At 64.1% G+C, this 13,147-nt stretch carries 11 protein-coding genes; all 11 read right to left on the bottom strand.

The features are described 5' to 3' along the window. Positions 1-4: 4 nt before the first annotated feature. The 11 genes from fmt to carA all read right to left on the bottom strand — a co-directional run bounded on the left by fmt (position 5) and on the right by carA (position 13,121). Complete coding sequence (fmt, locus tag CRD15_RS08860) at positions 5-1,000, bottom strand: methionyl-tRNA formyltransferase (RefSeq protein WP_034968039.1); 996 nt, start codon at positions 998-1,000, stop codon at positions 5-7. Further along, complete coding sequence (gene def / locus CRD15_RS08855) at positions 997-1,503, bottom strand: peptide deformylase (RefSeq protein WP_034981977.1); 507 nt, start codon at positions 1,501-1,503, stop codon at positions 997-999. The genes fmt and def overlap by 4 nt, the downstream gene beginning before the upstream one ends. 11 nt (positions 1,504-1,514) lie before the next feature. Next, positions 1,515-3,578 carry a primosomal protein N' gene (locus tag CRD15_RS08850; RefSeq protein WP_034968050.1) on the bottom strand — a complete coding sequence of 688 codons (2,064 nt, stop codon included), beginning with the start codon at positions 3,576-3,578 and terminating at the stop codon, positions 1,515-1,517. Positions 3,579-3,608: 30 nt separating this feature from the next. Next, a complete protein-coding gene (gene metK, locus CRD15_RS08845; RefSeq protein ID WP_187402370.1) occupies positions 3,609-4,832 on the bottom strand; it encodes a methionine adenosyltransferase in 1,224 nt (407 codons plus the stop codon). A gap of 97 nt (positions 4,833-4,929) precedes the next feature. Then, a complete protein-coding gene (coaBC, locus tag CRD15_RS08840; protein WP_187402369.1) occupies positions 4,930-6,186 on the bottom strand; it encodes a bifunctional phosphopantothenoylcysteine decarboxylase/phosphopantothenate--cysteine ligase CoaBC in 1,257 nt (418 codons plus the stop codon). 20 nt (positions 6,187-6,206) lie between these two features. Then, positions 6,207-6,488 carry a DNA-directed RNA polymerase subunit omega gene (gene rpoZ, locus CRD15_RS08835; RefSeq protein ID WP_034968060.1) on the bottom strand — a complete coding sequence of 94 codons (282 nt, stop codon included), beginning with the start codon at positions 6,486-6,488 and terminating at the stop codon, positions 6,207-6,209. Between the two features lie 39 nt (positions 6,489-6,527). After that, a complete protein-coding gene (gene gmk / locus CRD15_RS08830; protein ID WP_034976472.1) occupies positions 6,528-7,103 on the bottom strand; it encodes a guanylate kinase in 576 nt (191 codons plus the stop codon). A 2-nt stretch (positions 7,104-7,105) separates the two neighbouring features. Next, on the bottom strand, positions 7,106-7,426 hold the full coding sequence (gene mihF, locus CRD15_RS08825; protein ID WP_034968069.1) for an integration host factor, actinobacterial type: 321 nt from the start codon (positions 7,424-7,426) through the stop codon (positions 7,106-7,108). Between the two features lie 280 nt (positions 7,427-7,706). Then, positions 7,707-8,531, bottom strand: a complete 825-nt coding sequence (pyrF, locus tag CRD15_RS08820; RefSeq protein WP_051894015.1) for an orotidine-5'-phosphate decarboxylase — start codon at positions 8,529-8,531, stop codon at positions 7,707-7,709. Between the two features lie 20 nt (positions 8,532-8,551). Further along, positions 8,552-11,917 (bottom strand): carbamoyl-phosphate synthase large subunit, encoded by a 3,366-nt coding sequence (carB, locus tag CRD15_RS08815; RefSeq protein ID WP_187402368.1) that lies wholly within the window; start codon positions 11,915-11,917, stop codon positions 8,552-8,554. 67 nt (positions 11,918-11,984) lie between these two features. Further along, the gene (gene carA, locus CRD15_RS08810) at positions 11,985-13,121 is read right to left on the bottom strand and encodes a glutamine-hydrolyzing carbamoyl-phosphate synthase small subunit (protein ID WP_034968078.1); all 1,137 of its coding nucleotides are present in this window, start codon (positions 13,119-13,121) and stop codon (positions 11,985-11,987) included. Between the last annotated feature and the right edge of the window lie 26 nt (positions 13,122-13,147).

Below are 13,147 nucleotides of genomic sequence, written 5' to 3'. Positions count from 1 at the left end.
TTCCCTAGTTGCTTTCCCGTGCGGTCTCGTGCCGCGCGCTAAACACGGGCTTCCCGGCCAGCAGCTCTTGTTGGCCACGTGCCCACGCCGCGGCCTCCATCATCTTCTTGCCCGGAGGTTGGATGCGGGTGATCTCTAGCGCGTCGGTCCCGGTGCCGACGAATACCTTTTTTGTTGACGCCCACATTTCCCCAGCGCCCAATCCAGTGACCTCGTTCGGGTCGGCTGGCAACAGCATTCCAATCTTGAAGCGCTGGCCGTCCAAGAGGGTCCACGCGCCCGGAGCTGGGGTGTGCGCGCGGGCAACCCGCTGGATGACCTCGGCGGGCTGGGACCAATCGATCTGCGCATCGGCGGAGTGGATTTTCGGCGCGTGGGTGGCTTCTGCCTCGTCCTGCGGGGTCAGTTCGACCGTGCCCGCCTCCATGGCGACGAGGGTATCGGCCAGCAGCTCGCGGCCGGAATACGTCAGGCTAGCCAGCAGGTCGTCGGCGGTGTCCTCCACGGCGATGGGCTGGGTGAGCTGTGCCGCGACCGGGCCCGTATCCAGGCCTTGCTCGATGCGGAAGATGGAAGCGCCGGTGGTCTCGTCGCCCGCTGCCAGGGCGGCCTGTACCGGGGCGGCACCGCGCCACCGGGGTAGCAGTGAATAGTGAAGGTTGACCCAGCCGTGTGCAAAAACGTCCAGGATGTCGGCGGGGATCAGGTTGCCGTAGGCGACGACGGCGCAGGCGCGCACCCCGTCCGCGGCCAGTTCGGACAGCACTGCCCCAGCCTCATCGCCGGACTCAGTTCCGCCCTTCAGGCTGGGCCATTTGTACGTCGGGATGGCGGCCTTCTCCGCGACCTCCGCGACCTTGGACGGGTGTAGGGTGCGGCCACGGCCACGCTTGGCGTCCGGCTGAGTGATCACCGCGACCACCTCGAGGCGCTCGTCGGCGATGAGGTGCTCGAGGGCTACGGCAGCGGGTTCCGGGGTTCCGGCGAAGACGATTTTCACTGCTTGAACCACTCCGATTCGCGGATCTGGCGCATTGCCTCTCGGCGCTGTTCGGTGGACAGGTGCTCAATGAAAAGCACACCGTCCAGGTGATCCGTTTCGTGCTGCACGCAGCGTGCCATCAGGTCAGTGACCTCGCGGTCGACTTCTTCCCCATCCACGGTGGTGCCGCGCAGGCGCACGCGCAGTGCGCGGGTGACATCCCCGTGGACGTCCGGGATGGAAAGGCAGCCTTCGCCCCCGGTTTCGGTTTCCTCCCCGACGGCCTCCCAGGTGGGGTTGATGATGTGCCCACGATCCCCGTCACAGTCGTAGACGAAAATACGGCGGGTGATGCCAATCTGGTTGGCGGCCAGTCCCACCCCGCCGTAGTGATCCATGGTTTCCAGCATGTCTTCCACGAGCCGTCGGGTGCTCGCGTCCTGGATCTGTTCTTGTTTCATAGGATCTGCAACGGTCTTAAGTACCGGATCCCCGAAGTAGCGCATGTTTAGCACGGTCATGGTTATCCACCCTAACCGATACGCACGGGATCCATGACAACGCGTAACGCGTCCGGCTGGGGACCGCGACCGCTGCGGTGAATCGTGCGCACGGACTGTGCCCGGCGCAGCGCCTGCCCCAGTTCTGCTTGATGCTCGGCCGGTACCCGCACCAGTAGCCGCCGTGCGGACTGTCGGGCTTGGGGATCGTGGCTATCGATGCCTGCGGGCAGCCGTACTCCCTGGGGCAATTCCACTGGCCCCAGAGTCTCGGCGCCTTCCGGCAGCTCCCATCCGGCCTCCAGGTTCTCGATGGAGGCGACGGTGCCGTCGATGGCGGCCACACTATAGGCCGGCGGGAAGGCTGCTTCGGCGCGGTGGGCCAACTCCGCTCGGGCGGAACCCACCGGATCCCACCGAATGAGCTGCTGGGCCGTGGGCAGGTTCGCAGCCCCGGCGAAGATGACCTTTCCGCCTTCGGTGCGCGGAGCCACCAGCGCGGCCGCCTCCATCCAATGGCGTAGCGCAGTTTCCGCCGCCCGCAGATCTTGCCTTCCAAGCAGGATCCAAGGATCCACCAGAACCGCCGAACCGTACAGCCCGCCGTCCACCGTCGGCTCGGCGCCGGGGGTGGCAACGACTATGCTCTTGCGCAGCCTCACCTGATCGACCACGTTCTTGCCGCCGCTGGCGATGATCGGGATGCCGGGGAATGCTCGCCCCAGCTCCTCCACTGTCCTGTCGTGGCCGACCACCGCCAGGCGCACGCTATGGTTACCGCAGCTGGAGCAGGTAAATAGCCCTGCGGTCTGCCCACACCACCGGCACCTCGGCGGCGCGGCCTCGGCACTTGTAGGCAGCTCCAGGGGACCGTTGCAGTGCCGGCACCTCGCCGGGGTACGGCACTTCGCACAGCTCAACGCCGGGGCGTATCCCCGCCGGGGTACCTGCACCAGTGCGGGCACGTTGCGCTCCATGCACTCGCGGATCGCCTCGAATGCCATGGAGGGAATCCGCGCGCCCGGGGCATGCAGCTCCCTCTCGGTTGCCCCGTCGGTCTCCCCCAGCCCGCGGATCCACGGCATGGCCTCCCGCAGTACCTCCGGCAGCGGCGCCAGCGGGTACACCAGCTTCCTATCCACCCACTGCTGCACCTCCGCCGAGCGATGCACCCCGGCAATCAGCAGTCCCGAACCGGAGTGTTCGGCGTGCAGCGCTAGGGCCTCCCGCGCATGGATATACGGCGCGCGCGGATCCACCAGGTTGTCGTCGGACTCCCCCACCAGCACCATCAGCCGTGGTTTCACCATTGGCAGCAGCGCCGCCGAGCGCGTGCCCACCACCACGCGCGCCTGCCCGGCCAGCACCGAAAGGTAGCGGCGGTATCGGGCGTTCGGGCCTATGGACGCCGTCATCTCCAGCACCTGTGCCGGGTTCATATGCTCTTTCAGGCCTGCTACCAGGCGATCTACCAGGCGCTGGTTGGGCGCTACCACCAGCACACTGCCGTCCGTATTCCAGGCCACGGCGGCTGCCACGGCCGCGATGAGCGTGGGGATGTCGCTGCCTGGGGGCGTCAACAGGCAAGAACGAGCAGGCTTTCCCGCGACGAGCGCGGATAGAAACGCTGCTCCGTGCGTATAGGGGGCAAGGGCGGTCTCGGCTGCCGTGTAGGACTGCGTGGCGGCCTCTTCGACGGACTGCAGCTTGGCGCCCAGATCCTCCCAAGCCGCACCGTCCGCGAATAGCCCGGAGGCTTCGGCTGAGGCGTGGCGCGAAGGCACAACCGAACGCAGAATGTCGGAGCGCACCCCGGCGTAGCGATCGGCCAGAGTATTGACGAGCTCCCACAGTGGTTTCGGCAGCACGCGGATAGGGCTGATCACGCGTTCCAGCGGGCGCAGCTGACCGGGATGGTCACTGCGTCGACGACGTTCGATGAGGAAGGCGTCGACCAGTCGGCCGGAAAAACGAACGCGGACGCGCACACCCGGCTGGGCGTGGGCGTCCATGTCCTCGGGGACGGCGTAGTCGAAGAGCCGGTCGAGGTGCGGCACGCCCAGCAGCGGCAAGACGCGAGCGACGGGCTGTTCCACAGTGCCTTTATACCCCTTTCACGGCGGGCGTTATTTCGCTGCGATGGCCTTCTGCAGTGCCTCTACCCGATCGGTGCGTTCCCACGGCAGATCCAGGTCGGTACGGCCAAAGTGGCCGTAGGCGCTGGTCTGGGCGTAGATCGGGCGTTTCAGGTCGAGTTCCCGCAGGATCGCGGCGGGGCGTAGGTCGAAGACTTCGAGCACAGCGGACTGGATGTCCTCCACCGGGGCCTTTTCCGTGCCGAAGGTTTCGACGTACAGGCCAACCGGGGTGGCACGGCCGATGGCGTAAGCGACCTGCACCTCGGCGCGGTCGGCCAGGCCCGCGGCGACGATGTTCTTGGCTACCCAGCGCATGGCGTAGGCGGCGGAGCGGTCGACCTTGCTCGGATCCTTGCCGGAGAATGCACCACCGCCGTGGCGAGCCATGCCGCCGTAGGTGTCGACGATGATCTTGCGTCCGGTCAGGCCCGCGTCCCCCATCGGACCGCCCAGCACAAAGGAACCGGAGGGGTTGACCAGCAGCGTGTAGTCGGTGTCGGCCAGGTTGCCGCTGAGTCCCGCCTCGTCCAGAACGTACTGCACAACATGGGTGCGGATCTGCTCGTGCAGCCACTCTTGCTCGATGCCGCCGTCGTGCTGGGTGGAGACGACGACGGTATCCACGCGCACCGGGGTGCCTTCCGCGTCATAGGCGAAGGTCACCTGGGTCTTGCCATCGGGGCGCAGGTGGGGAACGATTCCCTTCTTGCGCACCTCGGTGAGGCGCCGCGACAGGCGGTGGGCCAGGGCGATGGGCAGCGGCATGTACTCCGGGGTCTCGTTGGTAGCGTACCCGAACATCAGGCCTTGGTCGCCGGCGCCCAGGCGGTCGATCTCGTCCAGCTCGGCGCCGCCCTCCGCATCGTGGGAGCGGTGTTCCAGGGCGGTATCCACGCCCTGGGCGATTTCCTGCGACTGCTCGCCGATGGCCACGCTGACACCACAGGTGGAGCCGTCGAAGCCCATGTCGGAGCTGTTGAAGCCGATCTCCAGCAGCGTCTTGCGCACCAGCGCGGGGATTTCCACGTAGGTGGTGGTGCGGATCTCGCCGACGACGTGCACCAGGCCGGTGGTCACGACGGTCTCTACCGCCACGCGCGCCTCGGGGTCCTTGGCTAGAAGTGCGTCGAGGATCTTGTCGGAGATCGCGTCGCAGATCTTGTCGGGGTGCCCTTCGGTGACGGATTCGCTGCTAAATAGGCGCAAAGACACGTGGATTTTTCCTTTTGTGTGGTCTTGACGGCGGTTGCCGTTTTTAGTTAATGGACACATACTAGACCAAGCTGTCTGTATTTGTCACGTAGCCGGTCTAGTTAGTCTCGCACACGGCTTTCCAGATGGCGGCAGCGACCCTCGTCTTCGGCCCCTGGGGAACCTCGATCACCTCGCCGCCCGGGCGCAAGATCCACCCCGCGCTATCGGGTTGCCCGAAGACCTTGCCCTCGCCCACCGCGTTGCACATGAGCAGGTCACAGCCCTTCTTCTCAAGTTTCTTGCGGGCGAAATCCAGCGGCGTGCTCTCCGCATCACCTGTCTCCGCGGCAAAGCCCACGATCTTTGTTGTGGACGCCACGTCTCCCCGGCTACGGGCCTCCACCACGCCGGCAAGGATGTCCGGGTTCTCGGTCAGATGAACTGTCGTCAGGTCAGCGTCCGAACCCTTCTTCATCTTCGACTCAGCGACCTCTGCAGGGCGATAGTCGGCCACCGCGGCGGCCATGACAACTACATCCGCAGTGCGCGCGTGTTCCATGACCGCGGCTTGCATTTGGCGGGCGGTCTTCACCCGCACGACCTCCGCCCCGCAAGGGGTAGGCAGGTTCTCCGTCACCCCCGCGACAAGAGTGACGCGAGCGCCGCGCTGCGCTGCCACCTCCGCCAGCGCGTAGCCCTGGCGTCCGCTGGACGCATTGCCCAGATAACGCACCGGATCCAACGGCTCGTGGGTGCCACCGGCGCTGATGACCACCCGCTTGCCCTCCAGGTCGCGGCTGAACGCAGTACGATCCCCCAAAACGGTGAGCGCCAGCTGGCCGATCTGCTCTGGCTCTGGCAGCCTTCCTGGACCGCTATCCGTTCCGGTCAGGCGGCCATGGGCGGGTTCCAGGACGGTGATCCCGTGCCGACGCAGCGTGGCGACGTTATCCACGGTGGCGGGATTCTCCCACATCTCAGTGTGCATAGCTGGCGCGAGCACCACCGGACATGTGGCGACTAGACAGCTAGCGGTAAGCAGGTCATCCGCACGCCCGTGCGCGATACGCGCCATGAGGTCAGCAGTGGCGGGCGCTACGACGATCAAGTCTGCCTCTTGGCCGAGGCGTACGTGCTGGACCTCGTCGACGGCGTCAAAAACCTCGGTGGCGACAGGTAGACCCGATAGAGCCTCAAAGGTCGCAGCACCGACGAAGTTCAGCGCCGAGCGAGTGGGAATAACGCGCACCTGGTGGCCCTGCTCGGTGAAGTAGCGGACCAGGTGAGCGGCCTTATATGCAGCAATGCCGCCCCCTACGCCGATAACGACGCGGAGCGGCTGTGTGCTTTCTTCAGCTGATGCAACGTTCACAACGACTCAGCCTAGCTGGTTTAACCCTCGGTGTGTTCCAACAGATCCCGATTGATCTCGCGCAGGGCGATAGACAGGGGCTTCTCGTGAACGTCCGGAGTAACCAGGGGACCAACGAACTCGAACACGCCCTCATCAACAGTCTGGAAGTAGTCGTTGATCTGGCGAGCACGCTTAGCTGCGAAGATGACCAAGGCGTACTTGGAGGAAACCTTCGTCAGCAGCTCGTCGATGGGTGGATTGGTGATGCCCACAGGAGGATCGAATACGGTCTCGTTCGCATTCACGTCCTGATTTTCCACGGTATGCACCTTCTTTGGTGGGTTGTTTGATTATGCGGGTTAGTTCTCTGGCTTAAGGAGGCTACTGATGGCGGCGACGGCCTGGTTCACGTCGTCGTTGACCACCACGTGGTCGAACTCCGACTGCGAAGCCATCTCCACCTTTGCTGTCTGCAGACGGCGCTGGATAACTTCCTCGGTTTCCGTGCCACGGCCAGTCAGTCGTTCCACCAGCGCCTCCCAGGATGGTGGCGCCAGGAAAACCGTCTGCACCTCCGGCAGCAGCTTTTTAACGTTGCGGGCGCCCTCCAGGTCAACCTCGACCAGTACGGGGCGGGATTCCGCTAGAGCGTCCTCGATGGGCTGACGGGGCGTGCCAGAGAGCTGCAGTCCGCCGTGAATTTCCGCCCATTCCAGCATTTTGCCGGCGGCGATGTTCTGTTCGAACTGCTCACGGGTGACGTAGATGTAGTCCTCACCGTCTACCTCCCCTGGCCGGGGATCGCGAGTCGTCATAGACACACTGAAGAACAGATCGGGAACATCACTGCGTAGCCGACGCACGACGGTGGACTTCCCCACCGCCGACGGACCTGCAAGTACGACGATCCGTCCGCTATTCAGGTCCTGGCTCAAAGCTATGCCTCGAAGCCGAAGTGCTCCAGCAGAGCGCGACGCTGACGGTCACCCAGGCCGCGGATGCGACGGGTCTCCGCGATCTCCAGCTGCTCCATGATCTCCTTGGCCTTAACCTTGCCAACCTTCGGCAGGGAAACCAGCAGAGCAGAGACCTTCATCTTGCCCAGGGTCTCGTCGGTCTCAGCGTCCTTCAGGACCTGCTTCAGGTCGGTGCCGCCACGCTTCAGCTTCTCGCGCAGTTCTGCGCGTGCCTTACGTGCCTCTGCTGCCTTCTTCAGCGCTTCTGCTCGCTGCTCATCGGTCAACTGGGGAAGTGCCACGGGTGCCTCCGTATGTAATGCTCGTAAAAAAATGAAAATTATCTGGTCAATAACCAGCATGCTGTGGGTCCGAAAGAGTACGCCAAGCACCGCTGGATATTAAATTGTCTCGGTCTAATATGCCAACCTGACACACCGAGCCTATGTTCCTGACTACTGTACACGACCTCGTGGACTGCGATAAGCGCAGACAGGGCGCCGCAACGGCAGGCTCGAAACAACGCCCATCAGTGTATCACCTCTAGGCTGATAAACCAGCAAAAGACCCAGCTTATGGCCTCTAGAGGCGCAAGGTAGCGGCGTGCTCAACCACCGCCGCGCGGAGGGCGGCGACGTCTGGCCCTGCCTTGAGTACCCCACGGGAAACATTGGGCGATACCAGGCGCGCTGTCTGCTTTCCTCCAGCGATACGCCGCACATCCTCCATGGTGCCGCCCTGCGCACCGACGCCCGGCATCAGCACCATTCCGCCTACCCTATCCAGGCGGGGCGGTTGGGCTAGCGTGGCACCAACGACCACTCCGAGGTTGCCGGCCTCGCCGTGGACAGAGTTTTCCTCCGCCACCCGGTCGACGATGTGCTGTGCCAGGTTTGCCTCGGAGCCATGGAACAGAGAACGCTGCAGCTCAACGGCCTCCGGATTGGAGGTTGCCGCCAGCACGATCACTCCCTTGCCGTGCTGTTCACCCAGTTCGATGACTGGACGCAGGGAATCGAAGCCCAGCCACGGGGAGACCGTCACAGCGTCACTGCTCAGCGGCGAGTCCGGATCCAGCCACGCGCGAGCGTAACCCGCCATGGTGGAGCCAATGTCGCCGCGTTTCGCGTCGGCTATCACTAACACGCCAGCGCGACGCAGCTCGGCGATAGACTGCTCCAGTACAGCAAGACCTGCAGAACCGAACTGCTCGTAGAAAGCCACCTGGGGCTTGACTACACAGGCGACGTCCGCAAAGGCCTCCACACAGATCTTGCTGAAGGCCTCCACGCCCTCGACATTCGCTGGCAGGCCCCAGGCCTCCAGGATGCTGAGGTGCGGATCCATTCCCACGCAGAGTTGGCCGAAGTTCTCGGCACGCTCGAGGAAACGCTCGCCGAAGGTCAGACGCTCGCCCGAACTTGCGGTCACGAGTGATCAACCTCCTGGATCGGGCGCACGGTGGGCTCTGCGCCCTGCAGCGCCTCGATGCCCTGCACCGCGGCAACGGCTCCCTGAACTGTGGTGACGCACGGCACGCCCATGTTGACGGCGGCAGAGCGGATGTCGTAGCCATCGTGACGCGCCCCGGCGGAGCCGGCTGGCGTGTTCAGAATCAGGTCAACGTCGCCGTCCTTGATCCAATCGCCAACGGTGCGCAGCGGGTTGCCATCGGTATCGACCAGCGGGGTGTTGTCAGCGGCAGCGCGACGCTCGTCGGAGATCTTCGCCACAACCTCACACTCCACGCCGTTGCGACGCAGCATGGCTGCGGTGCCTTGGGTGGCCAGGATCTTGAAGCCCAGGGAGTACAGTCGCTGGATCGGCAGGATCAAGGTCCGCTTGTCGCGGTTCGCCACAGAGACAAAGACGGTGCCCTCGGTCGGCAGGTCGCCGGTGGCCTCCTGGGACTTGGCGAAGGCGGTACCGAAGTCGTCGTCCAGGCCCATGACCTCGCCGGTGGACTTCATCTCTGGGCTCAGCAGGGAATCCAGCACGTGGCCTTCCGGGCTGCGGAAGCGGTTGAAAGGCATCACGGCTTCCTTCACGGCGATCGGGTGGCCCTGCGGCAGGGATCCACCGTCGCGGTCGTGCGGCAGCACGCCTTCCTCGATCAGGTCGGAGATCTTCGTGCCCAGCATGATCCGGGCCGCTGCCTTGGACAGCTGCACGCCCGTGGCCTTGGATACGAAGGGAACGGTACGGGAGGCGCGGGGGTTGGCCTCGATGACGTACAGGATGTCGTCCTTCAGAGCGAACTGGACGTTCATCAGACCCTTTACACCAATACCGTGGGCCAGTGCTGCCGTTGCCTTGCGCACCTTCTCGATGTCCTCGGAGCCCAGCGTCATCGGCGGGATGGCGCAAGCGGAGTCACCGGAGTGGATGCCGGCCTCCTCGATGTGCTCCATCACGCCCGCCAGGTACACGCTCTCGCCATCGCACAGCGCGTCGACGTCGATCTCGATGGCGGAATCCAGGAAGCGGTCAACCAATACCGGGTGGTCGTCGGTGATCTCGGTCGCGCGCTGGATGTAGTCGGTCAGGCTTTCGTCGTCGTAAACGATTTCCATACCTCGACCACCCAGAACGTAGGAAGGGCGGACCAGTACCGGGAAGCCAATGCGGGCTGCCACATCGTGGGCCTCCTCAACGCTAGTGGCGGTGCCGAACTCCGGCGCAGGCAGGGCAGCCTTTTCCAAAACCTTGCCGAACTCGCCACGGTCTTCGGCCAGGTTGATGGCCTCCGGGGAGGTACCCACGACCGGCACGCCAGCGTCTGCCAGGCGCTGTGCCAAGCCCAGTGGCGTCTGGCCACCCAGCTGCACGATTACGCCAGCGATCTCGCCGGACTCGGCCTCGGCGTGGTAGACCTCCATGACGTCCTCGAAGGTCAGCGGCTCGAAGTACAGGCGGTCGGCCGTGTCGTAGTCGGTGGAGACCGTCTCTGGGTTGCAGTTGATCATCACGGTCTCGTAGCCCACACGGGACAGCTCCAGGGCTGCATGCACACAGGAGTAGTCGAACTCGATGCCCTGGCCGATGCGGTTCGGGCCGGAGCCCAGGATCAGAACCTTCTTCTTGTCCGGCTGCGGTGCAACCTCGGACTCGGCGGCCGGGTCCAGCTCATAGGAGCTGTAGTGGTACGGGGTCTTCGCCTCGAACTCGGCGGCGCAGGTATCGACGGTCTTAAACACCGGGCGGATACCCTGTGCCCAACGGAGGGCGCGAACGCCGTCCTCCCCTGCCAGCTCCGGGCGCAGTGCTGCAATCTGCTTATCCGACAGACCCATGTACTTCGCTTCGCGGAGAAGGCCGACGTCCAAAACTGGGGCGTCGATAAGGCGATGGCGGAACTCGACCAGACCGGCGAGCTCGTGCAGGAACCAGGGGTCGATGCCGGAGGCAGCGTAGACCTCCTCGACGGTGGCGCCCAGGCGCAAAGCGAGCTCCACGTCGTACATGCGCCCCTCGGTCGGGCGCTTCAGATCCTCCAGGACGGCCTGCTTGTCGGTGGCACGCTCGCCGGCGAAAGCCTCGTCCGGGATTGTCCAGAAGCCCGCCTGCTTGGTCTCCAGAGAACGCATGACCTTGTTCAGGCCGGTGATGTAGTTGCGGCCGATGGCCATGGCCTCGCCCACGGACTTCATAGTGGTGGTCAGTGTGTCGTCGGCGCCGGGGAACTTCTCAAAGGCGAAGCGCGGAGCCTTGACGATAACGTAGTCGAGGGTCGGCTCGAAGGCAGCCGGGGTGACCTCGGTGATGTCGTTGTGAACCTCGTCCAGGGTGTAACCGATGGCCAGCTTCGCGGCCAGCTTTGCGATCGGGAAGCCGGTGGCCTTGGAAGCCAGTGCGGAAGAACGGGACACGCGCGGGTTCATCTCAATGGTGATGATGCGCCCGTCCTTCGGGTTCACGGCGAACTGGATGTTGCAGCCGCCGGTGTCCACGCCGACCTCACGCAGGATGGCGATGCCCTGGTCGCGCATCACCTGGAACTCCCGGTCGGTCAGCGTCATGCTGGGGGCAACGGTCATGGAGTCGCCGGTGTGCACGCCGAGGGCGTCCACGTTTTCGATGGAGCAGACGACCACTACGTTGTCCTTGCCGTCGCGCATGAGCTCCAGCTCGAACTCCTTCCAGCCGAGGATGGACTCCTCGATCAACACGTTGGCCTCGGGCGACGCCGCCAGACCACCACCGGCGATGCGCTCCAGATCCTTTTCGTTAAAGGCCAGACCCGATCCCAGGCCACCCATGGTGAACGATGGGCGAACGACGACCGGCAGGCCCAGCTCTGCAACGGTCTCGTGGACCTCCTCCATGTTGTGGCACACGCGCGAACGGGCGGAATCGCCGCCGATCTTCGCAACGATGTCCTTGAACTTCTGGCGATCCTCGCCGCGCTCAATCGCTTCGATGTCTGCGCCGATCAGCTCAACGCCGTACTTATCCAGAATACCCAGGCGATCCAGCTGGATCGCGGCGTTCAGTGCAGTCTGGCCACCGAGGGTCGCCAAGACAGCGTCGACCTTGTGGCCGGCCTCCTGCTCTTCCTGGAAGATCTTCTCGATGTACTTCGGGGAGATCGGCTCAATGTAGGTGTGATCGGCGAACTCCGGGTCGGTCATGATCGTCGCCGGGTTCGAGTTGATCAGGGTGACGCGCAGCCCCTCTTCCTTCAACACGCGGCAGGCCTGGGTGCCGGAGTAATCGAACTCACAGGCCTGGCCGATAACGATCGGGCCGGAGCCGATGACGAGTACGTGGTTAATGTCTTCGCGACGTGGCATTGGTGTTTTCCCTACTATCCCTGTTGCTGAATCTTCTTCGTTAAAGATCTGTGTTGGCTGTTGGCTGCTAGCTGTTCTTTTCCAAGTTCTCCAGGAACTTATCGAACAGTGGGTTCGCGTCGTGTGGACCAGCTGCGGATTCCGGGTGGTATTGGACGGAGAACGCGCTGCCGTCCACCAGTGCCACGCCCTCGACCACATCGTCGTTGAGGCAAGTGTGGGTCACCTGCGCTTCGCCGAACGGGGTATCGAACTTCTCCAGTGGCTTGCCCTTCAGGGCGAAGCCGTGGTTCTGCGCCGTGATGTCGATCTTGCCGGTCTGGTGATCCAGCACCGGTACGTTGGTGCCGCGGTGGCCGAACTTGAGCTTGTAGGTTTCCATCCCCAGCGCACGCCCCAGCAGCTGGTTGCCGAAGCAGATGCCGAAGAACGGGATCTTGGCTCCCAGGATCTTCTTCAGCTCCTCAACCGTCGCGTCGGCCGTCGCGGGGTCGCCCGGGCCGTTGGAGATGAACACGCCGGTCGCGTCGTACTCTCCCATCAGCTGCTGTACCTCTTCGAAACTGGTGGTCGACGGAACCACCACGCTGCGCACGCCGCGCTTGGCGAACTCGCGAGGGGTGTTGGTCTTGATGCCCATGTCGTAGGCGATGATGGTGTGCTTGCGCTCGCCGTCTGCTTCCACGATGTAAAGCTCGTCGGTGCTGACGTCGCCAGACAGGTCCGCGCCGGCCATCGACGGTTGAGCCTGAACCTGGCTGATCATGTCGTCGTCGGAGCTTAGGGCGTCACCACTAAAGATGCCTGCAGCAACCGAGCCCTTGTCGCGCAGGTGGCGGACAATCGCGCGGGTATCCACACCCTGGATACCGATGATGTCCTGGGCAATCATCTCCTCCGGCAGGCTGCGCTTGGCCCGCCAGTTGCTCACGGAGCGGGACAGGTCGCGGATAACCAACCCGGCCACCCAGATGTTGTCGCCACGGGATTCGGAATCCTCGTCGTTCCAGCCCGTGTTGCCGATGTGCGGGGCGGTCGCCACGACAATCTGGCGGTGGTACGAGGGGTCCGTCATGGTCTCCTGGTAGCCGGTCATGGCCGTCGTGAACACGGCCTCGCCGAGGGTGCGACCCGTCGCGCCGAATGCCCTGCCGCGGAAGATCTTCCCGTCGGCCAGAACCAGTGCTGCTGGGGTGTAGCTCATTGTGTCTCTTTCCTTAACTGTTGGAC

This window comes from Corynebacterium sp. LK28 (genome assembly GCF_014335105.1).
Taxonomy (GTDB): Bacteria; Actinomycetota; Actinomycetes; order Mycobacteriales; family Mycobacteriaceae; genus Corynebacterium; species Corynebacterium macclintockiae.
This window is presented reverse-complemented; position numbering and strand designations above follow the sequence as displayed.